General features: G+C 65.3%; 21 protein-coding genes and 2 riboswitches. Of the genes, 15 read left to right on the top strand and 6 right to left on the bottom strand.

The annotated features are described in order from the left end of the window. Nucleotides 1–12 precede the first annotated feature (12 nt). Nucleotides 13–480 (top strand): hypothetical protein, encoded by a 468-nt coding sequence (locus AM2010_RS05520; RefSeq protein WP_150115238.1) that lies wholly within the window; start codon nucleotides 13–15, stop codon nucleotides 478–480. Further along, a complete protein-coding gene (locus AM2010_RS05515; RefSeq protein ID WP_047806216.1) occupies nucleotides 470–883 on the top strand; it encodes a hypothetical protein in 414 nt (137 codons plus the stop codon). Before AM2010_RS05520 ends, AM2010_RS05515 begins: the two co-directional genes overlap by 11 nt. 86 nt (nucleotides 884–969) lie before the next feature. On the opposite strand, the gene metE is transcribed toward AM2010_RS05515, so the two are convergent. After that, complete coding sequence (metE, locus tag AM2010_RS05510; protein WP_047806215.1) at nucleotides 970–3,297, bottom strand: 5-methyltetrahydropteroyltriglutamate--homocysteine S-methyltransferase; 2,328 nt, start codon at nucleotides 3,295–3,297, stop codon at nucleotides 970–972. Between the two features lie 275 nt (nucleotides 3,298–3,572). Then, nucleotides 3,573–3,807: riboswitch (cobalamin riboswitch) on the bottom strand. A gap of 113 nt (nucleotides 3,808–3,920) precedes the next feature. Here metE and AM2010_RS05505 point away from each other — a divergent pair. Next, nucleotides 3,921–4,232: a PilZ domain-containing protein gene (locus AM2010_RS05505; RefSeq protein ID WP_047806214.1), complete on the top strand. Its 312-nt coding sequence runs from the start codon at nucleotides 3,921–3,923 to the stop codon at nucleotides 4,230–4,232. Here the strand turns inward: AM2010_RS05505 and AM2010_RS05500 are convergent. After that, complete coding sequence (locus AM2010_RS05500; protein WP_047807731.1) at nucleotides 4,229–4,669, bottom strand: metallopeptidase family protein; 441 nt, start codon at nucleotides 4,667–4,669, stop codon at nucleotides 4,229–4,231. The two genes, AM2010_RS05505 and AM2010_RS05500, sit on opposite strands and share 4 nt — an antisense overlap. A 110-nt stretch (nucleotides 4,670–4,779) precedes the next feature. Between AM2010_RS05500 and AM2010_RS05495 the strand changes: the two genes are divergently transcribed. From AM2010_RS05495 to folE, 3 genes are read left to right on the top strand one after another with little or no spacing between them, the layout of a single operon-like run. Then, nucleotides 4,780–5,268, top strand: coding sequence for a hemerythrin domain-containing protein (locus AM2010_RS05495; RefSeq protein WP_047806213.1), 489 nt, complete (start codon nucleotides 4,780–4,782; stop codon nucleotides 5,266–5,268). 15 nt (nucleotides 5,269–5,283) lie between these two features. Next, entirely contained in the window at nucleotides 5,284–6,831 is a 1,548-nt protein-coding gene (locus AM2010_RS05490; protein ID WP_047806212.1) for a phospholipase D-like domain-containing protein, read from the top strand. Continuing rightward, entirely contained in the window at nucleotides 6,828–7,436 is a 609-nt protein-coding gene (folE, locus tag AM2010_RS05485; protein WP_047806211.1) for a GTP cyclohydrolase I FolE, read from the top strand. The genes AM2010_RS05490 and folE overlap by 4 nt, the downstream gene beginning before the upstream one ends. Here folE and AM2010_RS05480 read toward each other — a convergent pair. Then, nucleotides 7,417–8,262 (bottom strand): acyl-CoA thioesterase, encoded by an 846-nt coding sequence (locus AM2010_RS05480; protein ID WP_236699416.1) that lies wholly within the window; start codon nucleotides 8,260–8,262, stop codon nucleotides 7,417–7,419. The genes folE and AM2010_RS05480 overlap by 20 nt on opposite strands. 101 nt (nucleotides 8,263–8,363) lie before the next feature. Further along, nucleotides 8,364–8,586, bottom strand: a riboswitch (cobalamin riboswitch). Nucleotides 8,587–8,649: 63 nt separating this feature from the next. Beyond that, nucleotides 8,650–9,129: a peroxiredoxin gene (locus tag AM2010_RS05475; RefSeq protein ID WP_047806210.1), complete on the bottom strand. Its 480-nt coding sequence runs from the start codon at nucleotides 9,127–9,129 to the stop codon at nucleotides 8,650–8,652. Nucleotides 9,130–9,315: 186 nt separating this feature from the next. Between AM2010_RS05475 and ahcY the strand changes: the two genes are divergently transcribed. The 8 genes from ahcY to trxA all read left to right on the top strand — a co-directional run bounded on the left by ahcY (nucleotide 9,316) and on the right by trxA (nucleotide 22,214). Then, nucleotides 9,316–10,728: an adenosylhomocysteinase gene (ahcY, locus tag AM2010_RS05470; protein WP_236699415.1), complete on the top strand. Its 1,413-nt coding sequence runs from the start codon at nucleotides 9,316–9,318 to the stop codon at nucleotides 10,726–10,728. 147 nt (nucleotides 10,729–10,875) lie between these two features. Further along, the gene (locus tag AM2010_RS05465; protein ID WP_047806209.1) at nucleotides 10,876–13,227 is read left to right on the top strand and encodes a PAS domain-containing sensor histidine kinase; all 2,352 of its coding nucleotides are present in this window, start codon (nucleotides 10,876–10,878) and stop codon (nucleotides 13,225–13,227) included. Then, nucleotides 13,224–13,664 carry a tRNA (adenosine(37)-N6)-threonylcarbamoyltransferase complex ATPase subunit type 1 TsaE gene (tsaE, locus tag AM2010_RS05460; protein WP_047806208.1) on the top strand — a complete coding sequence of 147 codons (441 nt, stop codon included), beginning with the start codon at nucleotides 13,224–13,226 and terminating at the stop codon, nucleotides 13,662–13,664. The genes AM2010_RS05465 and tsaE overlap by 4 nt, the downstream gene beginning before the upstream one ends. Further along, nucleotides 13,661–14,650 carry an aminoglycoside phosphotransferase family protein gene (locus tag AM2010_RS05455; protein ID WP_047806207.1) on the top strand — a complete coding sequence of 330 codons (990 nt, stop codon included), beginning with the start codon at nucleotides 13,661–13,663 and terminating at the stop codon, nucleotides 14,648–14,650. Before tsaE ends, AM2010_RS05455 begins: the two co-directional genes overlap by 4 nt. Continuing rightward, on the top strand, nucleotides 14,647–15,363 hold the full coding sequence (locus tag AM2010_RS05450; protein WP_236699414.1) for a nucleotidyltransferase family protein: 717 nt from the start codon (nucleotides 14,647–14,649) through the stop codon (nucleotides 15,361–15,363). Before AM2010_RS05455 ends, AM2010_RS05450 begins: the two co-directional genes overlap by 4 nt. Further along, complete coding sequence (addB, locus tag AM2010_RS05445) at nucleotides 15,356–18,382, top strand: double-strand break repair protein AddB (RefSeq protein ID WP_047806206.1); 3,027 nt, start codon at nucleotides 15,356–15,358, stop codon at nucleotides 18,380–18,382. Before AM2010_RS05450 ends, addB begins: the two co-directional genes overlap by 8 nt. Continuing rightward, the gene (addA, locus tag AM2010_RS05440; RefSeq protein WP_047806205.1) at nucleotides 18,379–21,867 is read left to right on the top strand and encodes a double-strand break repair helicase AddA; all 3,489 of its coding nucleotides are present in this window, start codon (nucleotides 18,379–18,381) and stop codon (nucleotides 21,865–21,867) included. The genes addB and addA overlap by 4 nt, the downstream gene beginning before the upstream one ends. Nucleotides 21,868–21,893: 26 nt before the next feature. Beyond that, nucleotides 21,894–22,214, top strand: a complete 321-nt coding sequence (trxA, locus tag AM2010_RS05435; RefSeq protein WP_047806204.1) for a thioredoxin — start codon at nucleotides 21,894–21,896, stop codon at nucleotides 22,212–22,214. Nucleotides 22,215–22,228: 14 nt separating this feature from the next. Here trxA and AM2010_RS05430 read toward each other — a convergent pair whose 3' ends face one another. Then, a complete protein-coding gene (locus AM2010_RS05430) occupies nucleotides 22,229–23,002 on the bottom strand; it encodes an inositol monophosphatase family protein (RefSeq protein WP_047807727.1) in 774 nt (257 codons plus the stop codon). A 20-nt stretch (nucleotides 23,003–23,022) separates the two neighbouring features. Further along, complete coding sequence (gene argJ, locus AM2010_RS05425; protein WP_047806203.1) at nucleotides 23,023–24,249, bottom strand: bifunctional glutamate N-acetyltransferase/amino-acid acetyltransferase ArgJ; 1,227 nt, start codon at nucleotides 24,247–24,249, stop codon at nucleotides 23,023–23,025. 87 nt (nucleotides 24,250–24,336) lie between these two features. On the opposite strand from argJ, the gene AM2010_RS05420 reads away from it, so the two are divergent. After that, the gene (locus AM2010_RS05420; protein ID WP_047806202.1) at nucleotides 24,337–24,609 is read left to right on the top strand and encodes a hypothetical protein; all 273 of its coding nucleotides are present in this window, start codon (nucleotides 24,337–24,339) and stop codon (nucleotides 24,607–24,609) included. Nucleotides 24,610–24,699: the final 90 nt, after the last annotated feature.

Below are 24,699 nucleotides of genomic sequence, written 5' to 3'. Positions count from 1 at the left end.
GGGAGAGGAAACATGGCAACGGGAAGAGAGATGTTCGCGCAAGGGATACTGGTGCGGCTGTTCCGCGCCTGGTCCGCTTGCCGCAGTGCCGGTGCGGCCGACTTCAGCCGGATGCACGAGATCGTGGCGCCGCTGAAACTACCGGACGAAACAGTGCCGGCCTGTGCCAGCCTGTTCGAACTGGTCGAGGCACATCTTGAGCGCGCCCTGGACGCGGAATGCTGTTGCAGCCAGCGCCTCTCAGCCGATGAACGGGCCCTGCTGGGGGTGGTTTCGATCGCTCCCGCGCTCCAGCCCGCGACATCCACCCTCGATGTGCCGCACGGGCTGCCCGGCGCGATTTGCTGGGCTGCGATGGTCGTGCGCCGTGCCTTCGCGATAGAGGAAGGCGCTGCCCTGCCGGACGGCTTTCCCAAGGCAGCAGCCGGATGCCCGTTCGATCGCCGTGACTCGCAGAAGGAGGCGCTTCGTGGCGTTTGATCTTGCCCGCCTGACCAGCACGCCCGATCTGCGCACTGTGCCGCCGGTGCAGGCGCGGCTGGTCTGTGCAATGCGCTACACGCATCTCGCGCGCAAAGTGAACGACTACTCGCATCGGGGGCTGGCCCGACATCTCGGCACGCTGTGCGCGGTTCAGAGCTTCCATGTGTTCATGGACGAAGCGGGACGGGCATGGCCGGAGAAGATCGTCCTGAACCCGCCGTGCCAGCCCGCCTTCAGTTACGACGAAATGCTTCTGGTGGACCTTGCCACCGCCGCCGCGCGTGGAGAACGCGCCCAGTTCGACGACTTCGTCCACGACATGATCGGGGAAGGGGGGCGCAACGCCATGTGGCTGGCGGCCAGGCGCATGATGCGGCACCTGGTGACGGGCGTCAGATAGCTCGCCTGCCTTGCCGGGCGAACCGGGGCGAAGGCAGCCGGGGCGGGGCGCCTGGCCACCCACCCCGACCGCGTTCTCCTGCCCGATCAGAACGGTTCCGCGCGAATGGCACGCGCGGCTGCGACCATGTTGACCAGCGCCGGGCGCACATCGTCCCACTTACGGGTTTTCAGGCCGCAATCGGGATTGACCCACAACTGCCCCGGATCGATCGCGGCGGAGGCTTTGCGCAGCAGATCGGCCATTTCCTCTTCCGGGGGGATGCGGGGGGAATGGATGTCGTAGACGCCCGGCCCGATTTCCGCCGGATACCGGTACGTGGCGAACGCATCGAGCAGTTCCATTTTCGATCGTGCGGTTTCGATGGAAATGACATCGGCATCCATCGCCCCGATCGCAGCGATAATGTCGTTGAATTCCGAATAGCACATGTGCGTGTGGATCTGCGTTTCGGGCGCGACGCCGGACGCTGTCAGGCGGAAGCTCTCGACCGCCCAGTCCAGATATTCGCCCCAGCCTGCACGGCGCAGCGGCAACCCTTCGCGCAAGGCGGCCTCGTCAATCTGGATGATCCGCGCGCCGGCGGCTTCGAGGTCGTTGACTTCATCGCGGATCGCCAGCGCGATCTGGCGGCAGGTGTCGGCCCGCGGCTGATCGTCGCGGACGAACGACCACTGCAGGATCGTCACCGGACCGGTCAGCATCCCTTTCACCGGGCGCTCGGTCAGGCCCTGGGCATGGCGCCACCAGTCGACCGTCATCGGGCGAGGGCGCGAAACGTCGCCATAGAGGATCGGCGGACGTACGCAGCGCGATCCGTAGCTTTGCACCCAGGCCGCGCGGGTGAATGCGAAGCCGGACAGGCGCTCGCCGAAATACTGGACCATGTCGTTCCGCTCGAACTCCCCATGGACGAGGACGTCGAGGCCGATTTCCTCCTGCCAGCGGATCGCCCGTTCCGTTTCTTCGCGCAGAAAGGCGTCATAGCCAGCATCATCGAGCGTTCCCTTGCGATGATCGGCGCGCGCCTTGCGCACGGCATCGGTCTGCGGAAACGACCCGATGGTCGTCGTCGGGAAGGGCGGCAGGCCCAGCCGCTCGCGCTGACGCTCGCTCCTCTGCGCGAAATGCCCATCGCGGCGTGCCGATTCCGCCGTGATCCCGGCGGCCCGAGCCCGCACCGCGCGGTCGTTAGTCAGCGGCGATCCGCGCCGGGATGTGATGGCATCGGCATTGGCCGACAGTTCGTCCGCAATGACGTAGCGGCCCCGTTCCAGCCCCAGGCCAAGCAGCGCCAGTTCCTCCAGCTTCTGCACCCCGAAGGCGAGCCAGTCCACGAGCTGCGGATCGAGGTCCGTTTCAAGCGCGAGATCGATTGGCGAATGAAGCAGCGAACACGATGGTGCGATCTGGATTTCGCGCCGCGCCTTCACCGCTGGAGCCAGTCGGTCGAGCAAAGTGCCAAGATCGGCCTTCCACACATTGCGCCCGTCAACGATGCCCAGCGAAAGCACCAGGTCGTCCCGCGCCTGAACAAGGGCGCGTTCCAGCTGATCGGGCGCACGCACCAGATCGAGGTGCAGGCCAGCGACAGGAAGCGACAGGGCCAGGTCGAAGTTGTCCTCAAGCCCGCCAAAATACGTGGCGAGCATGATCTGCGGGCCTGCGGCACCGGCGAGATCGCCGTAAACAACCCGAAACGCCTCGCGCGTGGTATCGTCCAGGTCCAGCACCAGTGCGGGCTCGTCGATCTGTACCCACCCCGCACCGGCAGCGCGCAGCTTGCCGAGCAGTTCGCGATAGACCGGCAGTATGGCGGGCAGGAGCGAGAGCGGCGCGAAACCCGGTGTGTGCGATTTTGCCAGCAGAAGCCAGGTAATCGGCCCCAGCACGACCGGTCGTGTCCGATGGCCCAGGGCAAGCGCTTCTTCGAATTCCCCCAGCGGCTTGTCCGCGCAAAGCGAGAATGTCTGACCCGGCCCGACTTCGGGCACCATGTAATGGTAATTGGTGTCGAACCACTTGGTCATTTCCTGCGCCGGAGCATCGGCTCCGTCGTTCGCATGGCAGCAGCCGTCGGTATCCGCGCTGCCGTTTTCCGAACGCGTTCCGCGCGCCATCGCGAAATAGACGTCCAGCGAATTTGGAGCGCCCAGGGCGCGGTAAACTTCCGGTATGGCGCCGAGCATCACGCTGGTGTCGAGCACCTGATCGTAGAGCGAGAAATCGTTGCTCGGGATTACGGCGATGCCGGCCGCGCTTTGCCGTTCCCAATTGGCCGCGCGCAGGGACCGCGCGGTTTCGCGCAGAGCGTCTTCTTCGATCTGCCCGGCCCAGAACGCTTCCAGCGCTTTTTTCAGTTCGCGGCGTGGGCCGATGCGGGGAAAGCCGAGATTGGCGGTGGTTACAGACATGAGTGATCTCCTTCAGCCGCGCGCCTTCGCCCGGCCGTTGCTGGTGCTTTTGAGTGAATCGAATTTTGCGGTTGGGGCGGCGCGCCGCGTCAGGAAGACCCGGCGCGCGTGCGCATTCGGCCGCGTTGGCACATGATGGTTGGGATGATCGCGTCAGGCATTGGCCGGGCACCCTTGAACTGGGCGGAGGCTGGCCGGGTACGCGCGAACAGGAAAGGCGCGCCCACGATGGACGTGCCCGTATCGCGCGTCCGCCGGAGGAACCCCCGTCCGAGGAACGTTATCGCGTCGCAGGCAGGTCTCCTGGCTCGCGGGTCGTGACGGCAGCCCGGCCTTCCCAGCTTGGCAAGATGCAAGCCAGTGGCGTTGTCGGGATGCCGCTCGCCGCTCACAGTTGCGGGGGCAGCGCCGGACTTCATTCGCACGGAATGTCACCGGCTTCCCGTCTTAGCCCCGTGACGCAGCAATTCGCACCGCCGCGCACGAGGAACCTCGACCCGCGCTACAAAGCTGGGAACGGGCGCGCTGTCAAGTATGATATAAAGAGTTCTACATATCTTGATTAGACAGATTTCCACGCAAATTCTGTTGCTTCCGGCGCGAACGCGGCGCAAATATCGGGAATGTCCGACAAGGATGGGGAAATTCGGCGCGAAGAACGCCACGGTGTCACGGTTCCGGGGCGCTATCGTGCAGGAACCGGCGTGCCCAAGGATGTCCGCGTGATCGACATTTCCGAACACGGGTGCCGGTTCTTCGATAAGTTCGGAACACTGGCGAAAGGGGCGCAGATCACCATCAGAATCGGCTCCATCGGCCCCATTCTGGCGACGGTCCGCTGGTCCGAAGCGCAAACGGTGGGGGTGGAATTCGAAAATCCGATCTATGGCCCCGTGCTCGACCACATACGCAATCAGCTGGCTCAGGGCAGCTAAAGCAGCGGGCGTTCCTCGCTCTCTTCCATGGCCGCCGTATCCCCGACGCTGTCTTCCAGCACATGCATCTCTTCATCGGAAAATCCGAAGTGATGGCCCGCTTCGTGGATCACGACGTGGCGCACCAGATCGCCGAAATCGACCCCGGTTTCCCGCCATTCGCGAACCAGCGGCTGGCGGAACAGGCTGATGACCGGTGGCAGATCGCCCGGGTCCCAGATCGACTGTTCATCGAGCGGGCGCCCTTCGTAAAGGCCGGTCAGATCCCATTTGCTGCGAATATCGACCGAATCGAGCTGCTCGCGCGTGGCGAATTCCTCCACCCGCACGACAACCGCACGCAAAGGCTCGCGAAACGCCTCGGGAAGCCCGGCGACAACGGCATGTGCCATGCGTTCCATCTCTGCGGCATCGGGCGGAGGGGCTATGCTGTTCATCGGGTGAATATGGGGCCCCTTGCGGCGATAGTCATCCCGCATTGCCGCGGAACAATGCGTGGTCTCGGCCATTCAACCTGGACATCGAGACAGCACGAGGGAACCAACCAATGGCCGCCGAAGCGATTTTCGCGCGACTCAAGCAGGATCACGACAAACATCGCGAACTGCTCGACCGCCTGCTGGAAACAGAAGGGGAGAGCGACGAGCGCGAACGGCTGTTTACCGAATTGACCCGAGAGTTGAAAAGCCACGCCGCGGCCGAGGAGCAGGCGCTCTATTCGACCATGCTGCGCAAACCGGACACGACCGACGAAACCCGGCACTCGGTAGTCGAACATCACGAAATCGACGAGATGCTGAACGATCTGGCGGCGACCGATATGGCATCGGGCGCCTGGCTGACCAAGTTCAAGACCCTCGATCACCGCTATCGCCATCATATCGACGAGGAAGAGGAAGACCACTTCCCCGACTTCGAAGATCACCTTACCAGCGAAGACGAAGAACACATGGAATCGGTGTTCGAACGTCGCAAGCGTGAGGAGAAGGCGGATGCCGAAGTCACTCCGGAGAAAATGGAAGACGCCAAGAAATAGCGGCGCGGACGCGGCGTGAACGCAGGCGACGCCGGGGCGTCGGAGCCCGAGTTCGACGACGAGCCCGAGGAACCGGGCGTCTGGCGCTATGCCCGTGTCGAACGGGCGAGCGTGATCGTCGATGCGGCCGACTATTTCGCGCTGATGCAGCAGGCGATGCTGAAGGCGCGGCACCGCATATTCCTGGTCGGTTGGGATTTCGACACCCGCATCCATCTGGCGCTGGGACGCAGATGGTTTCACCGCATCCTGCGACGGAAGTATCCTCGCCGTCTGGGCAGTTTCCTGATGTGGCTGGCGCGCCATCGTCAGGGCCTGGAAATACGCGTGCTCAAATGGAGCCTGGGCCTGTTTCAGTTCATCATGCGCGGATACATGCTGGTCGATCTGGCGCGGATGGCATCGCACGAGGGGATCACTTTCAAGTTCGATACCCATCATCCGGTCGGATGTTCGCATCACCAGAAGATCGCCGTGCTTGACGACAAGCTGGCGGTTTGCGGTGGGATCGACATGACACAGGATCGCTGGGACACCCGCGACCATCACGAACACGACCGCCGCCGCCGCCGCCCGCATGGCAGGCGATACGGCCCCTGGCACGATGCGACGATGATGTTCGAAGGGGAAGCTGCGCGGGTTCTGGGCATTCTCAGCCGCGAGCGGTGGGAACGCGCCGGAGGGGAAGATCTGCACCAGGTGCCGATCCCGGAAGAAAGCCTGTGGCCGGACGATCTGGCCGTGCAGTTCGAGAACGTCGAAATCGGTATCGCCCGCACCCGCGCGCCCTACGACGGCTTGCCGAAGATCTGCGAGATCGAGGATCTTCTGCTGGCGCAGATCGCGCAGGCGAAACGGTTTATCTATAGCGAAAACCAGTATTTCACGTCCCGCAGGATTGCAGAGGCGATCGGGGAGCGGCTGAAAGAGGACGATCCGCCCGAAATCGTGATGGTTCAGCCGTGCACGGCCGAAGGCTGGCTGGAACAGCAGGCGATGGATTATGCCCGCGTTCGCCTGATCGAGTGCCTCGGGGAACTGGACCACAAGGACCGGTTCCGAATCTACGTTCCCCACACCGGGGAAACGCCGATCTACGTTCATGCCAAGCTGACGATCATAGACGACCGCATTCTGCGCATCGGCTCGGCCAACTTCAACAACCGTTCGATGGGCCTCGATTCGGAATGCGACGTGTTTCTCGATTGCGACCGACCGGGCAACGGCCATGCCAGCGCCGGGATGGCGGCAATCCGCCATTCGCTGCTGGCCGAACATTGCGGCCTTGCGCAGGACGAGGTGGGCCGGCTGCTGGAAGACGATGCCTCCATGCATCGGCTGATTGCGCGCCACGGGCAGGGCGAGGGCCGCTCGCTCAGGCCGTACGACATCCCCGACCTGAGCGGGGTGGAGGAGGCGCTGGCCGATTCCGGTGTGCTCGACCCTGAAAACCCGGAGGAGATTCTCGAGCCGTTTGCCAATGGCGGACTTTTCCGCAAGGGAAGCCTTCTGGAAAGCGCCGCCCGTGGTGTGAAAAAGACGCGAAAGAGGATCGGAGTATGAGCAGCCTGGTCGGGCCCGACGAAGACGTATCCCGGGGCAAGCTCCCCGTACCCGACGATGTGCAGGAAGCGATCCGCACTCTGATCCGCTGGGCCGGCGACGATCCGGCGCGGGAGGGGCTGCTCGACACCCCCAGCCGTGTCGCCCGCGCGTGGAAGGAATACTGCCTCGGTTATGGCGAAGATCCGGCGATCCATTTGAGCCGCGTGTTCGAGGAAGTCGGCGGGTACAACGAAATCGTCCTGCTCAAGGATATTCCGTTCCAGAGCCACTGCGAACATCACATGGCGCCGATCATCGGCAAGGCAGCGATTGCCTATCTGCCGACCGACCGCGTTGTCGGTATCTCCAAGCTGGCTCGCGTCCTCCACGGCTTCGCTCGTCGTTTGCAGGTACAGGAACGGCTGACTGCGGAGGTGGCCGACTGCATCTGGGAACACCTCCAGCCGCAGGGCGTGGCAGTGGTGATAGAGGCCAGCCACAGCTGCATGACGGCGCGCGGGGTTCGCACCCCCGGCGTAACCATGACCACCAGCCGCATGATGGGCACGTTCCTCGACGATCCGCGGAGCCGTGAGGAAGTGCTCAAGCTGATGGGGTATTGAGAGGCAGGGGCCGACCATCCGGGCCCACGCTGACGAGCGTGAAGAGGGCGGTCGCTGCGTGCCGCCGTTCGCCCGTCAGCAAGGCTTCCGACCATAGTTCGACCGCGACCCGGACGGAGCTGCGCCCCGTCATCTTCACCTCTGCCACCAGTTCGATCATATCCCCTTCGCCGATCGGGGCGACGAAATCGATCCGGTCGGAAGACGCCATCACCAGCACTTCGCGCACATGCCGGGTCGCAGCGATGAATGCGGCCTTGCCCATCATTCGCAGGGCGTCGCCGCCATAGAGCGTGCCGTAATGGTTGGTCTGGCCGGGAAAGACCATTTCGGCCAGTCTCAGCGCCCGGTCGCAGTGATCGTCCTGCCCATCGGTGCCAGACGGCATTGGCGGCAGGGGCAGCCGCGTGTCGGGCCCCTTGCGCGCCACCATGGCGAAGCGACCACGGGTACACATGCGCCGCTCGCCCGTTACCGGCGTTTCGGCGACCAGCTCGACCTCGACATCGAGCGAGCTGGAGCCGACCCGAACGATGCGCCCCGTCACTTCGACCATGTCGCCTTCACGGGCGGGGGCAGCGAAGTCGATCTTCTCCGACGATGCGGTTACGAACGGCGCACGGCCGTGGCGAGAGGCGGCGAGAAACGCCACCTTGTCCATATGCGCCAGCGCCACTCCCCCGAACAGGGTGCCATGATGGTTGGTATCCCCCGGAAACACCATGTCGATCAGTTGAACGGGGCGGTACCTGTGGCCGGTCGGACCGGTATCGTCGGATACCGGCGGCGTGGAGCCGGGTTTGGGCGTGCGAAGCGTCATGGTCATCTATCCCGCTGTGGACGAGATGATCGATCGGGCTCGCGCACCGGCGGCGCAGTGTTGACTGCGCGCCTTGCTTGCGACCAGACCGGGCACCCCGCCGGTGGACGATATGGTGTCGGGAGGCAGGTCTCCTGGCTCGCGGGTCGTTGCGATCGGTCCGTCTTCCCGGGGCACCCCAGTGACTGCGATGAACTTCACATCGCGATGGACCGCCGCTCTCCGCTCACAGTTGCGGGGGCAGCGCCGGATTTGCCCGCAAGGGCGCACCGGCTTCCCGTCTTAGCTCCGGCAGGACAGCCCACCGAAGAACCTCGACACAGTATCAAAATTGCGCCGCCGGGGCGCGATCAAGGCGGCCCGGCGTCGAACGCACGGGCCGCCGAGAGACCTTTAGAGCTGGCCGAGCATATGCTCCGCGCTGGAGACCGAGAAATCGCCCGGCTGCTCGACATTGAGTTCCTTCACCACGCCATCTTCGACGATCATCGAATAGCGCTGGCCACGCTGGCCCAGGCCGAAGCCGCTGCCGTCCATCGTCAGCCCGGTTGCCTGGGCGAATTCGCCGTTTCCGTCAGCCAGCATGGTGATCTCGTCCGAGCCCGCGTCCTTGTTCCACGCGCCCATCACGAATGCGTCGTTGACCGCCGTGCAGGCGATCTCGTCCACGCCCTTGGCCTTCAGGTCAGCCGCCTTCTCGACATAGCCGGGGAGGTGGCGCGCCGAACACGTCGGAGTGAAGGCACCGGGGACTGAGAACAGCGCGACTTTCCTGCCCTTGAAATATTCGCTCGCCTGAACCTGCTCGGGACCGTTGTCGGTCGCCTTCACCAGTTTCACATCGGGAATCGTGTCGCCTACCGAAATCGTCATCTCGCAATATCCTTTCGTAGTCCCATCCGTTCGCGTGTCGATATAGAGCTTGCGATGCGCGCGGCAACGGCAAAGGATATAAAGATCGCTTTATATTTGCTTCGCAGCATACCCGTCGCTACATCCCCCACCAGGAAAACGAGCGCGCAGCGCGTGCAGATTGTCAGCAGATTTCAGGAGAATTTCGTGGCCGACGCCAAGCAGGATTACATCGTCAAGGACATCAGCCTCGCCGAGTACGGACGCGACGAAATCGCGATCGCCGAAACCGAAATGCCGGGCCTGATGGCCCTGCGCGAGGAATATGGCGAGGCACAGCCGCTGAAGGGCGCGCGCATCACCGGCTCGCTGCACATGACGATCCAGACCGCGGTTCTGATCGAAACCCTCACCGCCCTGGGCGCTGACGTGCGCTGGGCGACCTGCAATATCTATTCGACGCAGGACCATGCCGCTGCCGCGATGGCGGCCAACGGCGTGCCGGTGTTTGCGGTGAAGGGCGAAAGCCTGGCCGATTACTGGGACTATGTCGGCAAGATTTTCGACTGGTCGAGCGATGACGATGCGGATCGCACCGCAAACATGATCCTCGACGATGGCGGCGACGCGACGATGTTTGCACTTTGGGGCGCACGGATCGAAGCGGGCGAGGAAATGCCCGCGCCGCAGAACGCGGAAGAAATCGAGATGCAGCGCGCGCTCAAGGCCTTCGTCAAGGCCAAGCCGGGCTATCTCACGAAATCGGTCAAGGCGATCAAGGGCGTTTCGGAAGAAACGACCACCGGCGTCATGCGGCTGTACCAGATCGCAAAGCAGGGCAAGCTGCCGTTCCCTGCGATCAACGTGAACGACAGCGTGACCAAGTCCAAGTTCGACAACCTCTATGGCTGCAAGGAATCGCTGGTCGACGCGATCCGCCGCGCGACCGATGTCATGCTGGCGGGCAAGGTCGCCTGCGTCGCGGGCTATGGTGACGTGGGCAAGGGCTCGGCCGCGTCGCTGCGCGACGGCGGCGCGCGGGTGATGGTGACCGAAATCGATCCGATCTGCGCTCTCCAGGCCGCGATGGACGGTTTCGAGGTCGTAACGATGGAAGAAGCGGTCAAGCGCTGCGACATCTTCGTGACCGCGACCGGCAACGAGGACGTGATCACGGCCGAACACATGAAGGCGATGAAGCACATGGCGATCGTGTGCAACATCGGCCACTTCGACAGCGAGATCCAGATTTCCGCGCTCGACAATTACACGTGGAAAGAGATCAAGCCGGGCACCGACCTGGTGACTTTCCCGGATGACAAGTCGATCCTGGTCCTCGCCAAGGGCCGGCTCGTCAACCTGGGCTGCGCCACGGGCCACCCCAGCTTCGTGATGAGTTCCAGCTTCACCAACCAGACGCTGGCTCAGATCGAGCTGTTCACCAAGGCGGACGATTATAAGAACGACGTTTACGTCCTGCCCAAGCATCTGGACGAGAAAGTCGCGGCTCTTCATCTCGAAAAGCTCGGCGTCACTTTGACGCAGCTGAGCCAGAAGCAGGCCGATTATATCGGTGTGCCGCAGCAGGGCCCGTTCAAGCCCGATCACTACCGCTACTAAGCGCCGGTTTCCGGGCCTTGCTCCCGATGTGCGGGGGCGAGGCCCGGAGCCACGCCGACCCGTCAGGTGTTGTCCGACAGGGGGCTTCACTGCGCGGGTGACAGGATTGCCGTTGCATCACGCGCACTTGCCGCATAGCTGACCGGCATGGAGATTCCCCCCACCGCACTGGCGCTGATCGGACTGCTACTGGCAGCCTGGACTGCCGGTGCCGCCTGGCTGATGATCGCCGCGGCGGGGAAGGCCAGGGGCGCGGAAGCCAGTCGCAAGGCTGCGCGGCGCATGGCCCGCATGATCGACGAGGCACCGGCAATCCCGCTGCTGGTCCGTGCCGATATGCGTATCGAGGCGTCGGAACGGCTGGCCGGATGGCTCGGCCTTGACCGCCTCCCGGCCTATCTGAGCGAGCTGTCGGGCAGCGATGGCGGCGGGCTATCGCGGTCGCAACTGGTCGAACTTACCGAACATGTACGCCGTGCGCAGAAGACCGCGGCCCCGTTCCGCATGGCTCTGACGCCGCCCGGTTCGCGGCGCAGCCTCGCCTTGCGGGGGGCATTGGCCGACCCGCAGGTTTCGCCCGGCGGCGCCGCCCTGATCTGGGTCTTCGATTTCAGCGAGAGCGAAAGCGAGCTGGCGCGACTGCGTGAGGAAGCGGCGCGTGCGCAGGGTGATTTCGCCGCACTGGTCGGCCTGATCGATGCGGCGCCGATGCCGATGTGGTTCCGCGGTGCCGACGCCCGGCTGCGGCTCGTCAATGCCGCCTATGTCGAAGCGGTCGGGGCGTCGAGCGCCCCGGATGCGGTCGAGCGGCAGCTGGAACTGATCGAGACGGTCGACGGGCTTTCTGCCGCGCAGGTCGCTCGCCAGTCGGCGGAGCAGGATGCGCCGATCGAACGGATCGTAACCGCGACCGTTGCGGGGGAACGGCGTTCGCTGCGCGTCAGCGACTTGCCGCTTGGGCGCGAAGGGATCGCCGGATACGCCATCGATATCGAAGACATGGAGGAGCTCGCCCGCGAATTCCGCGCGTTTCGCGAGGCGCAGCGTTCGATCCTCGATCAGCTTTCGGTGGGCGTCGCCCAGTTCGACGATCATCGCCGCCTGACTTTCGCCAATCAGCCGTTCCGCCGGATATTCGGCATTTCCCCGGGCTCGGTCGCGGCGGGGCTCGATTTCGAGCGCTTTCTCAGCGACGCGCGCGACGCCGGGAAAACGCCGGTCGTGCGCGATTTCCCGGCCTGGCGGCTGGAGCACGCCGAATGGTTCAGCGCCAGCACCGCGCGCGAAGAAGCCTGGCCGCTTGCCGACAAGACCCATCTGCGGGTGGTCGCCAACCCAATGCCCGATGGCGGGCTGGTCATGGTCGCGGAAGACCGGACCGAACAACTCGCGCTGTCGGCCACGCGCGATACTTTGCTGCGCACGCGTACCGCAACGTTCGACAGCCTGTTCGAAGCGCTCGCGGTCTTCGCGCCGGACGGGCATTTGCAATTGTGGAACCGCAGCTTCGCGGGGACCTGGGGCCTCGATCCCGAGCTGATGGATCAGCATCCCGCGGCCGACACGCTGACGGAGGCTCTGGCGCCCAATCTCGCCAACGCGACGCAAGCGAAGATGGTCGGCGAAGTGATCCGCGCCGCGACCCTGGACCGGAAGGAGAAGGCGGGCCGCATTCAACTGGGTGATGGGCGGACGCTGGAATTTGCCGGGGTCCCATTGCCCGATGGGAACGGCCTTTTGACTGTGCTGGATATCACCGATTCTGTGAAGGCGGAGGAGGCTCTGCGCGAACGGAATATGGCGCTGGAAGAAGCCGACCAGGTCAAGACGCGCTTCCTAGCCAACATGAGCTACGAATTCCGCACGCCGTTGACGACCATCGGCGGATTTGCCGAGCTGCTGGACAGCGGAGCGGCGGGCGAGCTGTCGGAACAGGCGAAGGACTACGTTCAGGCGATTCTCGATTCCGTCGCGCGCCTGACCGATCAGGTTGAGGACGTGCTCGATCTATCGCAGAGCGAGGCGGGCCTGTTGCCGGTGGCGAAGGAACGGATTGCGCTGATGCCGCTCGTCACCACCGTCGTGCGTGAGCGGGAACAGGCAATATTGTCCGCCGGGCTGAGCCTCGACCTCGAAGGCAGCACTGTCGGCAAGATCGATGCCGACCCTCGCCAGTTGGGCCGGGCGATCGGCCACCTGCTCGACAACGCGATTGCGGCAACGGGGAAGGGCGGGCGGATCCTCGTCAACCTGACGCGCGAGCCCGAAGGCGCGAGAGTAGTCATCTCCGACAATGGCCGCGGGATGAGCGCCAGCGAGTTGGTCCACGCCCTCGACGGCCTGCGCAAGACGCAGGACGGCAACGGTCTGGAACGGCGGCAGGGCCTGGGTATCCCGTTGGCGCGCGAACTTGTCGAAGGGCAGGGCGGAACGCTCGAAATCGTTTCGCGCAAGGGGACGGGCACGACCGCGACGATCAGGCTGCCGTCGGTTCGATGAAGACGCTTGAACTGCCCGACCTCATGGCGATGGAGGCGTTGGGTCGCCGGATCGCACTTGCCTTGCGGCCTGGCGATGTCGTGGCGCTTTCGGGCGGGCTGGGCGCGGGCAAGACGACGCTCGCACGCGCGATCATTTCGGCGCTGGGCCACGATGGCGAAGTGCCATCGCCGACTTTCACTATCGTCGAAACGTACGACAACACCGATCCCCCGCTGGTCCATGCCGATTTCTACCGACTCGAACATCCCGGGGAGGCGGAGGAAATCGGGCTGGACGACTATCGCAGCGGGGCGGCACTGATCGCCGAATGGCCGGAAAACGCCGGCGGTTTCGCGCACGAGCCGGGGTGCCTGTCGATCACGCTCGAAATCGCGGATAGTGGCCGCAAGGCGATTGTCGCGGCGGGTGCCGATTGGCTAGGGCGCATGACATGAACGACCTGCCCGATGGCCTGATTCCATTTCTCGACACTGCCGGTTGGCATGGCGCGGCGATCAAGCCGCTCGAAGGCGATGCCTCGTTCCGCCGGTATTTTCGCATATCCGATGGAACAAGGCAGGCCATGTTGATGCACGCCCCGCCGCCGCACGAGGACCCGCGCCCATTTCTCGATGTGGCCCGGTGGCTCGCCGCCCACGGGCAGCGCGCGCCTGAGATTCTGGCAGAGGATGTCGACACTGGCTGGGTGCTGCTCGAAGATTTCGGGGCGGACCGGATGCGCGACTGGCTGGATGCCCATCCGGATGGCGAAACGAATGCCTATGCCGCCGCGATCGATGCTCTGGTGGAATTGCACCGCGCGCCATCGGGGCCGTTCGCGCCTTACGACATGGCGACGTATCTGCGGGAAACCGCACTGTTCACCGAATGGTATTGCCCGGCAATGGGACTGACCGTCGATAGCAAAGGCTATCTGGCCGCGTGGGAAGAGGCGCTCGCTCCGTTGCTTGAGAGGCAGCAGCCGGGGGTGACGGTGCTGCGCGATTACCATGCAGAAAACATCATGCTGCTGGGCCCGGCGCCCGATGGCAGTGGTGCGCAGGGCCTGATCGATTTTCAGGACGCACTGGTCGGCCATCCGGCTTACGATCTGGTCTCGCTGCTGCAGGACGCGCGACGCGACGTGTCGCCCGATCTGGAACGGATCATGCTGGAACGGTACGTGGATGCAACCCGACCCGGTGCGGAGTTCGCCGCCGACTATTCCCGGTTGGGGGCGCAGCGCAACGCGAAGATCGTGGGGATATTCACGCGCCTGTGGAAGCGCGACGGCAAGGCCCGGTATCTGGCGATGATTCCGCGCGTGTGGGAAGCGATGGAGCGCGATCTCGCCGATCCGGCACTGGCCCCTGTCGCGCGGTGGTTCGATACCAATGTGCCCCGCAATATCCGCGATACTTTCGGTGGAGAACTGATGTGAGCCGGCTGGCGTCCGATACCGCGATGGTCATGGCGGCCGGGCTGGGCAAGCGTATGCGGCCGCTCACTGCCAGTCAGCCCAAGCCGATGGTGCGGGTGGCCGGCAAGGCGCTGATCGATCACGCTTTGGACCGGCTGGCAGATGCCGGGGTCGAGCGGGCCGTAGTCAATGTCCACTACTACGCCGACACGCTGGAAGCGCACCTCAAGGAACGCGCCCGGCCAGCCGTGACGATTTCTGACGAGCGGCAGGAACTGCTCGAAACCGGGGGCGGGATGAAGAAGGCTCTGCCCCATCTGCCCGATCCGTTTTTCTGCCTGAATTCGGACAATATCTGGCTCGACGGGCCGCGAGACGCTTTTACCGATCTGTCGGAACGATGGAACCCGGACGAGATGGACGCGCTCCTGCTGGTCGTCCCCCATGCGCGGGCGAGCAACTTTCGCGGACTGGGCGATTTCCACATGAGCCCGCATGGGCTGCTGAAGCGGCGGCTTGCGGGGCGCGTTGCCCCGTTCATCTACACTGGCATTCAGCTGGTTTCTCACCGCCTGCTGCGCGATTCGCCGGAAGGGCGGTTCGGCACGATGGAATTGTGGGAACGCGCGATGGCGGAAGGGCGGCTGTTCGGTGCCAGCTTCACTGGCTGCTGGTACGAAGTGGGCACCCCGCAGGCGATCGGACCGACCGAAGAAGCGTTGCAGGGTGGCTGAGCGGAACGGACCCAACGTCTATTCCATCGCCGCGCACCGCGGTTTTGCCGACGCGCTGGTCGCGGGGCTGGTGCCGCGATATGCTCAGGACGATCTTGGCCTCGCCCGGTTGACCCTGTTGCTTCCCAGCGCGCGGGCGGTTCGCACTGTAACGGAGGCGTTCGTGCGGCATTTCGGCGCGGCGGAGCAGGGCGGCATGCTGATGCCGCGCATGGCCGCGGTGGGCGACCTCGATCTTGACGAGGCTTTGGGCGCCTTGCTGGACCCGCTGGGCGCAGTCGATATTCCCCCAGCGGTGGAGCCGACGCAGCGCTGGCTGACCCTCGCAGAACTGGTCGGTCGGGCGATGGCGGCGCTCGGTCGCGCACCGCGCCCATCTGCGGACGGCCGGCTGAGGCTGGCGCGCGAGATCGGCCAGACGATGGACCGCCTGCTGGTGGAAGGTGTCGCCCCAGACGACTTGTGGACAGAGCCTGTGATGCAGGCCCTGGCCGAGGTCGCCTCGCACTGGAGCGAGAACACCAAGCTGTTCTATACAGTGCAGACCATGTGGCTGGCGGAACTGAAGGCGCTGGGCATGGTCGACGCTGCAACGCGGCGAAACATGCTGTTCGCCCGCGCCGCGCGCCAGTGGCGTCATGCGCCGCCGCCGACCCCGATCGTTGCTGCCGGGGTGACCAGCGCCGCGCCCGAACTGGCGCGAATGCTGCGGGTCATATCGGAGCTGCCGGGCGGCGCAGTGATCCTGCCGGATCTGGACCTGACGCTGCACGACGCCGTGTGGGATGAACTGGGCCGTGCGGGGAATGCGCCCGATCCTTCAGCCGGCGCCTTTGCCCGCGACGATGCGGTCACCCATCCGCAGTATCATCTCAAGCTGTTGCTGAACCGCATGGGCGTGGCCCGCGATGAAGTCCGGCCCTGGCATCGGCGCGGCATTGGCGCGGCAGAACCTGAGCGGAGCCACGCGATTTCGAGCCTGTTCCTGCCGCCACAGGCCAGCACGGGCTGGGTCGATCTGCCGCCGGAGAAACGCCGTCTTGCCGGGGTGCGGATCATGGAAAGCGCCAATCCGGAGGAGGAAGCGCAGGCAATTTCCCTACTCGTGCGCCGGACGCTGGCGGAAGCCGGAAAGCGTGTTGCGGTGGTGACGCCCGACAGGGGGCTGGCCGCCCGCGTGGCTTCGCACTTGCGCCGCTGGAATATCGAGGCTGACGATTCTGCCGGGCGCCCGCTTTCGCAGACTGCCGCCGGGCGGCTTCTGCTGCTTCTGGCGGAAACGCTGGCCGACGATGCTTCGCCCGTTGCGCTGTTCGCCTTGCTGGAACATCCTTTGGCGGGCGAACCGTTCGGGCGGGCCGAGTGGCTGGAATATGCCCGCATTCTGGAGCTGGAGTTGCGCGGGCCGCGGCCGGCCTCTGGTCTGGCCCCGATCCGCCAGCGTGCCGGCGGCCTCGCTCGTCGTGCAAGCGGCATCGCCGAATGGTGGCAGTCGGTCGAGGCGATCCTAGGCCCGCTGCTGGAATTCAGGGAGGGGGAATGCAGCCTGGGCGCACATGTCGATGCTCTCGCCCAGGCGGCGGAGGCCCTGTGCGGCCAGCAGATATGGGCTCGCGAAGATGGCCGCGCTCTGTCCGCGTTCGTCGATGATCTGCGGCTGCACGGGGATGATGCCGGCCTGGCCCTCGTGGCTGGTGACTTGCCGACCGTACTGCGCGAGGCGATGGATCTGATCGCGGTACGCCCACCTTACGGCGGGCACCCGCGCGTTTCGATCTACGGGCTGCTCGAATCGCGCATGGCACGGGCCGATCTGGTGATCTGCGGCGGTCTCAATGAAGGCGCCTGGCCGCCGCGCTCGGCACCCGATCCCCTGCTTGCGCCCCCCGTGATGCGCGCGCTCGGCGTTCCGGGGGCCGATTTTCGCATCGGGCTTTCGGCGCACGACCTTGCCGGCGCGCTGGGCGCGCCCGAGGTCGTGCTTAGCCGGGCCGCTCGCGACGAAGGCGGGCCTGCAATCCCCTCGCGCTTCCTCTTGCGGGTCAAGGCGCTGCTGGGCGACCGGCTGCTGGAAAGTCACCGGGAAACGGATGCCGTGCAGCTTGCCCGCACGCTCGACGATGCGCCGGATGATCCTCCGGTTTATCCGCGCCCCGCGCCGCGGCCCGACGCTGCGCAGCGCGGGGTCGACATTGCGGTGACTGCGCTCGATCGCCTGCTGGGTGATCCCTACCAGTTCTACGCCCGCGAAATTCTCGGTCTGCGCAGCCTCGACCAGCTGGATGCGGAACCCTCCGCAGCATGGCAGGGCACCGCCGCGCACGCGATCCTCGAACGGTGGCACCAGGCGCGATCAAGCGATCCTGCCGCCCCGCTCGCGCCAGTGGCCGAAGACGTGCTGGAAGAGATGAACATGCACCCGCTGATGCGGGGGCTCTGGCGACCGCGCCTGATGGCCGCGCTCGAATGGGTCGAGCGCGAAGTCGGCGAAGGAACGGAGCGGACCGTGGTCGCCATCGAGCGGAAGGGCGAGATGACGGTTGACGGTGTGCGCATTCACGGCCGCGCCGATCGGATCGACCGGCTTTCCGATGGGACGCTGGCGATCGTCGACTACAAGACCGGCAAGCCCCCCGGCTGGAAGATGGTGGAACAGGGCTTTGCGCTCCAGCTCGGCCTGATCGGCATGATGGCGCGCGCGGGTGGTATTGCGGAGCTCGAAGGCGAGCCATCTGCATTCGAATACTGGTCTCTGGCCAAGAATCGCGATGGCGAGTTCGGGTATGTGGAAACCCCGTTGCTGGTCGGCCGCAAGACGAAGGGGATCGAGCCGGAGCGGTTCCTGCCCCTGACAGGAGCGAAACTGCGTGAGGCGATAGGCGACTACATCCGCGGCGACGCCCCATTCACGGCGCGCAAGAATCCCGACTATCCCGGCTATGCCGATTACGACCAGTTGATGCGGCTGGACGAATGGCAGGCGCGGGTCGACGACGATCCGGCAGGTGACGGGGTATGAGCGGCAAGGTCTACCCCCTCCATGGTAGCCAGCGCGACGCGGTCGATCCTCGCGAATGTGTCTGGCTTTCCGCATCGGCGGGAACGGGCAAGACGCAGGTGCTGTCCGCCCGCGTGCTGCGTCTGCTGCTGCAACCCGATACCGACCCGTCGCAGATCCTGTGCCTTACGTTCACCAAGGCCGGGGCGGCCGAAATGGCGGTGCGGGTGAACGATGTTCTCGCGCGTTGGGTACGGATGGATGCCGCTTCGCTGGCCGGTGAACTTAAGGACATCGGTGCACCGTTCGATCCCGACACCCAGGCGCGGGCCCGCACGCTGTTCGCCAGCGTGCTCGACACGCCCGGCGGCGGACTGCGGATCGACACGATTCACGCCTTCGCCCAGTGGTTGCTGGCAACCTTCCCCGAAGAAGCGGAGATCGCGCCCGGATCACGCCCGATGGAAGATCGCAAACGCGAGCTGCTATCGCGCGAGGTGCTGGCCGATATGCTGGTCGCGGCGGAGCGCGACGCCGATGCCGCTACGCTCGACGCGATCGCCCGGCTCAGTTGCGACAAGGGCGTGGACGGGGTGCGCGGCTGGTTGATGCGCTGCGCGGGGGCGAACGATCTTTGGACCGGCCCCGGTGCGTGGCAGCCTCCTATGCGGCCGCGGGTGAACCGCTTGCTCGGGCTCGCTGCCGATGCGTCGCCAGCCGATGCGACGGTGCTGTGCGCCGACGACGCTTTCGATGTCGCTGCGCTCCGCGATTGCCTGGCGCATTACCGCGAATGGAAGGGAAAACAGGGCGCAGCTGCGGTCGAGGCGATCGGCGAGTGGCTGGCCGCGCCGGCCGCGGATCGTGCCGCCGAAATCGATCGGCTGGCAGATGCGCTGTTCTTCAAGAACGGCAATCCGCGCCTGCCGAAATCGACCGATGCTGCATTCGCCGAGGCAAGCGCGCGGGCGGGCGAATCCATTGCCCGGGTTCGTGAGTTTATCGGTCTCGTCGATCTGGCCGAAGCGATTGCGCCGCAACTGGAGCTGGGGCGCAAGTTCGCTCTCTTGTGGGAAGAGGCGAAGGCGCGCGAGGGGCTGGTCGATTTCGACGATCAGATTCGCCGCGCCGCCAATCTGCTTGGGCGTTCCGACATGGCGGCCTGGATCCGCTACAAGCTGGACCGGCGGTTCGATCACGTCCTGATCGACGAGGCGCAGGATACCAATGCCGCACAATGGGCGATTGTCTTTGCGCTGATCGACGATTTCTTCGCGGGCGAGGGGGCGCACGATGACAAGCTGCGCACGATCTTCACGGTCGGCGACTACAAGCAGGCGATTTTCCGGTTTCAGGGCACCAGCCCCGAGAATTTCGAGGCCGCTCGTGCTCGGGTGAAGGCGGCGATGGACGCGGCGGCACAGGGCGCAAGCGAATCGCGCGCTGATATGCCGATCCGCGAGTTGCGGGAATACGGGCTGGATGAATCGTTCCGCACCGGCAAGCCCGTGCTCGACTTCGTCGATCGCGCGATCGACGCGATCGGCCATCCCGAACTTGGCCTGACGACTCCGGCCGATCCGCACGTGAGCCGCTTCGACGCCGGGCTGGTGACGCTCTGGCAGCCGGTATCGGGCGTAATGGAGCGTGAGGACGAAGAGGGCGAGGAAGGCTGGCTTGCGCGTCATGACCGCCAGATGGCGGACCGTATCGCGCGTCAGGTCAGGGCATGGCTGGACAATGGCTTCACCCTCGCCAAAAGCGATCCCCCGCGCAATGCCGGGCCGGGCGACATCATGGTCCTTGTCCGCAAGCGGAAGGAGCTGGCGGGGCTGATCGTGGCGCGGCTTCATGCGGCCGGCGTGCCGGTGGCGGGGGTGGATCGCCTCCGCCTGGGAGCGCCACTGGGCGTCAAGGACCTGATGGCGGCCTTGCGCTTCGCCGCCCAGCCGCTCGACGATCTCAACCTCGCCAATCTGCTCGTTTCGCCGCTCGGTGGGTGGAGCCAGGAGGATCTTCTGGCCCACGCCCATCGTCCGCGCGGCATGCGGTTGTGGGCGCATCTGCGATCTTCCGGCGATCCGCTGGTCGTGCGAACGCGGGAAGCGCTGGGCGCCCTGTTGGCCCGTGCGGACTACGAATTGCCGCAATCGCTCCTGCGCTGGATACTTGTGGGGCCATGGCAGGGCCGGCGCAAGCTTGTCGCGCGGCTGGGGCGGGAGGCGAACGATCCGATCGACGAACTTCTCAACGCTGCGCATGCCTACGCTGCAGCGCATCCGGCCAGCCTTCAGGGGTTCATTCGCTGGTTCGACGCTGGCGATGGCGAGCTGAAGCGTGAAGCGGGTGAGGGCGGGGACCTCGTCCGCGTTATGACGGCGCACGGATCGAAAGGACTGCAGGCGCCCATCGTCATCCTGGCCGATGCCACTGGCACCCCGCCCGGCGGCGGCGCCTTGACGCTGGACGAACCCGTGCCGGGCGAAGCCGCCTCGCGAACCGTACCGATGCCGGCGCTGTCGAAAGATCAGCGGCTGGGGCCTGTCGCGGCCGCGCACGAAGCCGCTCTGGCCGAGGAAATGCGCGAGCACTGGCGCCTGCTCTACGTCGCGATGACACGAGCGGAAGAGGCATTGTTTATCGGTGGCTCGCTCGGCCCGCGCGAGAAGGGCGAGCCACATCCCGACAGTTGGTATGCCCGCCTCGCGCCGCTGTTCGAAGGCGATGGTCTGGCGGACGATCTGTGGGGCGCGCGGTGGGAAATCGGCTCACCCGGCGCGAAGATCCCGGCAAATGCGGGGCAGGTGCCTGCCAGTAAACGCGAAATTCCCGACTGGGCGGCGCTTCCGGTGGGACCCGAACCGCGCCCGCCGCGCCCTCTCGCACCGTCCGCTGCGGGCGAAGATAGCGGTGCCGAACCGCCATTGCCGCCCGACCGTCTGCGCGAAGCCGCGTTGCGCGGGACACTGACGCACAAGTTGCTGGAACGGTTGCCGGATGTCGCGGAAGATAAACGCGAGGCGCTGGGGCGCGACTGGCTTGAACGGCACGGGCAGGGGCTGCCCAAACAGAGCAGGGGCGAGATACTGACGGCGGCGCTCCGGGTGATGGCCGACCCCGCATTTTCGCATGTGTTCGGGCCGAGCGCGCTGGCCGAAGTACCTCTGGCGGCAATCGTCGACGGGCAAGTCGTTGCGGGTACGGTTGATCGCCTGCTGGTCGAACCGGAGCGGGTGACGGTGGTCGATTTCAAGACTGCTCGCCGTCCGCCGCAATCGCTGGAGCAGGTGCCACGCTCTACCCTGCGCCAGATGGGCGCTTACGCCGCTGCGCTGGAACGGATTTATCCGGGGCGTACGATCGATGCGGCGGTGCTCTATACCCAGACGCCGCGACTGATCGCGATCCCGCGCCCAGTGCTGGCTGCGCAGAAAGCGGCCTTGTCGGTCGCGCAGGAAAGCTTTGACCCGTCCACCGTTGAGCCAATCGAACCCGCCCCTAAATAGGGGAGCGAATAAACAGGAGATTTTCCATGGCGACCGTCAATGTCACCGATGCCAGCTTCCAGTCCGACGTCCTTGAAAGCGACAAGCCTGTGCTGGTCGATTTCTGGGCTGATTGGTGCGGCCCCTGCAAGATGATTGCGCCCGCGCTGGAGGAAATCAGCGAGGAGCTGGGCGACAAAGTGACGATCGCCAAGATGGACATCATGGAGAACACGGGCATCCCGGGCGAGATCGGCGTTCAGTCGATCCCGCTGATGATCCTGTTCAAGGATGGCAAGGCTGTGGCGCAAAAGCTGGGTGCCGCCCCCAAGAGCCAGCTCAAGGGATGGCTCGAAGGCGAGCTTTAAGCGCTCGCCACCGCTTAAAGCCCGGCCATGTGTTCGGCCAGCTCGTCCCACAGGGCCGGGCTGGCCGCGCCCAGCAGTCCGGGACGGTCCCATTCGTCTACGCGATAAGCGGACCCATCGGGGCGGGCCGCCTTGCCGCCCGCCTCGTTCAGCCAGAGCGCGCCGGCCGCATGGTCCCAGGCCAGCGTGCGTTCGAATATCGAAACATCGTTCACCCCCAGCGCAAGCCGGGGGTACTGTTCGGCGGCACAGAACGGAATGTCGGTCAGGCGATAATGGGGCGCAACCTGTTGTTTGACCGCCTCGCGCCGCTCCTCCTCCATGAACAGCAGGGAAATCGCGGCTAGCGGCGGGGTTTGCCCGGTGCTGCGCGCGGCAATTCGTTCGCCATCGACGAAAGCGCCGGCACCGGCGTGTGCGGCGCAGAACCGGCCGCTGAGGCAGTCGTAGATCCATCCGCTTTGCGCGACGCCCCCTTCGGCCCGCGCGACGAGAATGCCGAACGGCGCTTCGCCCCGCGCGAAATTGCGCGTTCCGTCGAGGGGATCGACGATCCAGCAGTCCCCGGTGAGCGCGTCCATGACCGCGGCGTCTGCATGGGCTGCCTCTTCCCCTACGACGGGCAGGGCCGGTTCAAACGCCGCGAGCGCTTCGGTCAGCATCGCTTCCGCCGCATGGTCCGCCACCGTGACCACGTCGCCAGGGGCCTTGGCCTCGATCTGGCCATCGTCGAGCGCGCGATAGAGCGGCAATATCGCTTCTTCGCTGACGTGCCGCAGCAGTGCCATGATCTCGCGGTCGAGAACGCTCACGAACGATAGTCCGCATTGATGGCGATGTAGCTGTGGGTGAGATCGCACGTCCAAACCGTGGCCTGCCCGTCACCGATGCCCAGATCGACGTCGATCCGCACCTCGCTCCCCTGCAAGTGCCTGGCGACCGGCGTTTCGTCGTAATCGGCGAGAGGCAATCCGTCGCGCGCGGCCCAATGCCCGCCGAATCCGATGGACAGCTTGTCCCGGTCCGCCGGTTCGCCGGCCTTGCCGACGGCCATGACCACGCGGCCCCAGTTCGCGTCCTCTCCCGCGATTGCCGTTTTCACCAGGGGAGAGTTGGCGATCGCCAGTCCGACCTTGCGCGCGCTTTCTTCCGAAACGGCCCCGGTCACGGCGACTTCGATAAACTTGCGCGCACCTTCGCCGTCGCGAACGACGAGTTGGGCGAGCTGACGGCAGATGTCGTTCAGCGCGGCGGCAAAAGCATCCGCGCCGGGATCGTCGAACGAGGCGAGCGGTGCATTGCCCGCCTTGCCAGTGGCAAAGGCGAGCACCGTGTCGCTGGTCGACGTGTCGCTATCGACGGTGATGCAAGAGAATGTGCGCTCGTTCGCTTCCGACAACAGCCGTTGCAGGAATGCCGGCTCCACCGCCGCATCGGTGAAGATATAGCCCAGCATCGTCGCCATGTCGGGGGCGATCATGCCGCTTCCCTTAATGATCGCGGCGAGCGTAACCGTCCTGTCGCCGATCACCGCCCGCGCAACAGCGCCTTTGGGGAAAGTGTCGGTTGTTCCGATAGTTGCGGCGGCATCTTCCCACGAACATTCGGCCGCGTCGAGAGCGGCGGAAACCCCGGCGCGCGCCTTGTCCTTCGGCAGCGGCACGCCGATCACGCCGGTAGAGGAGACGAACACTTCGCGCTGATCGCACGCGAGCCGCTCGGCCACTTGCGCCATGATCTGTTCCACCGCCTCGCGCCCGCGATAGCCGGTAAAGGCGTTGGAATTGCCGGCGTTCACCACAAGCGCCCGTGCGCGGCCCGCGCGCGCTTGTTCGCGGCCCAGTTCCACCTCGCTCGAACAGCAGACGTTGCGGGTGAACACCCCGGCGACGGATGTGCCTTCCGCCAGTTCCGCATATGTCAGGTCGCATCGGCCCCATTCCTTGTAACCCGCACGGGCGACGCGCAGGGTGACACCGGCGATTGCCGGCAGATCGGGGAAGGGCATGGCGAGGGGGGAGCGGTCGAGGTCCATCTGCCGGCTCCTACCCTTGGGATGCGCGCCGGTAAATCCGGCATTCGCGGTGGACGATCCGGTGAACAGCGCCTATCTTGCGGCCAAATGCTGACCCGCCTTCTTGCCTGCCTCGCGCTGATTACCGGCCTTGCCGCCGCCGGCACCCCGGCGAACGCAGCCTTCGCACAGGCGGCGAGCGCTGAAATCAGCCACGGCACGGTCGCCGCAAATCCCGGTCGTGCGCCACGTTGCGAGGCGTCCGTGCGCAAGGATCGCACGCCGTCCCGGTCCGATCCGGTGTCGGGCTGTCGTGACTGCCCATCGATCCAGATCTATATCCCGACCGTTCAGTTCGGACCCGATCGCGCCTTCGAATAGGCGCCGTTTCAAAAATTCCACGGTACGATCCGCCGCCCCTTCGCGCGTGAAGCGCGCGGGCGGTCTCCATTCATTTCCAGTCCTGACAGG

The sequence above is a fragment of the Pelagerythrobacter marensis genome (assembly GCF_001028625.1).
Classification (GTDB): domain Bacteria; phylum Pseudomonadota; class Alphaproteobacteria; order Sphingomonadales; family Sphingomonadaceae; genus Pelagerythrobacter; species Pelagerythrobacter marensis.
The sequence above is the reverse complement of the archived record's forward strand: the minus strand, read 5'-3'. Positions and strand labels throughout refer to the sequence as shown.

Bases quoted from the DNA above. Each gene is read 5' to 3' on its own strand.
- AM2010_RS05520 (WP_150115238.1), top strand. From the start codon at position 13: ATGGCAACGGGAAGAGAGATGTTCGCGCAAGGGATACTGGTGCGGCTG.
- metE (WP_047806215.1), bottom strand. From the start codon at position 3,297: ATGTCTGTAACCACCGCCAATCTCGGCTTTCCCCGCATCGGCCCACGC.
- AM2010_RS05505 (WP_047806214.1), top strand. From the start codon at position 3,921: ATGTCCGACAAGGATGGGGAAATTCGGCGCGAAGAACGCCACGGTGTC.
- AM2010_RS05500 (WP_047807731.1), bottom strand. From the start codon at position 4,669: ATGAACAGCATAGCCCCTCCGCCCGATGCCGCAGAGATGGAACGCATG.
- AM2010_RS05495 (WP_047806213.1), top strand. From the start codon at position 4,780: ATGGCCGCCGAAGCGATTTTCGCGCGACTCAAGCAGGATCACGACAAA.
- folE (WP_047806211.1), top strand. From the start codon at position 6,828: ATGAGCAGCCTGGTCGGGCCCGACGAAGACGTATCCCGGGGCAAGCTC.
- AM2010_RS05480 (WP_236699416.1), bottom strand. From the start codon at position 8,262: ATGACCATGACGCTTCGCACGCCCAAACCCGGCTCCACGCCGCCGGTA.
- AM2010_RS05475 (WP_047806210.1), bottom strand. From the start codon at position 9,129: ATGACGATTTCGGTAGGCGACACGATTCCCGATGTGAAACTGGTGAAG.
- AM2010_RS05465 (WP_047806209.1), top strand. From the start codon at position 10,876: ATGGAGATTCCCCCCACCGCACTGGCGCTGATCGGACTGCTACTGGCA.
- tsaE (WP_047806208.1), top strand. From the start codon at position 13,224: ATGAAGACGCTTGAACTGCCCGACCTCATGGCGATGGAGGCGTTGGGT.
- AM2010_RS05455 (WP_047806207.1), top strand. From the start codon at position 13,661: ATGAACGACCTGCCCGATGGCCTGATTCCATTTCTCGACACTGCCGGT.
- addA (WP_047806205.1), top strand. From the start codon at position 18,379: ATGAGCGGCAAGGTCTACCCCCTCCATGGTAGCCAGCGCGACGCGGTC.
- trxA (WP_047806204.1), top strand. From the start codon at position 21,894: ATGGCGACCGTCAATGTCACCGATGCCAGCTTCCAGTCCGACGTCCTT.
- AM2010_RS05430 (WP_047807727.1), bottom strand. From the start codon at position 23,002: ATGGCACTGCTGCGGCACGTCAGCGAAGAAGCGATATTGCCGCTCTAT.
- argJ (WP_047806203.1), bottom strand. From the start codon at position 24,249: ATGGACCTCGACCGCTCCCCCCTCGCCATGCCCTTCCCCGATCTGCCG.
- AM2010_RS05420 (WP_047806202.1), top strand. From the start codon at position 24,337: ATGCTGACCCGCCTTCTTGCCTGCCTCGCGCTGATTACCGGCCTTGCC.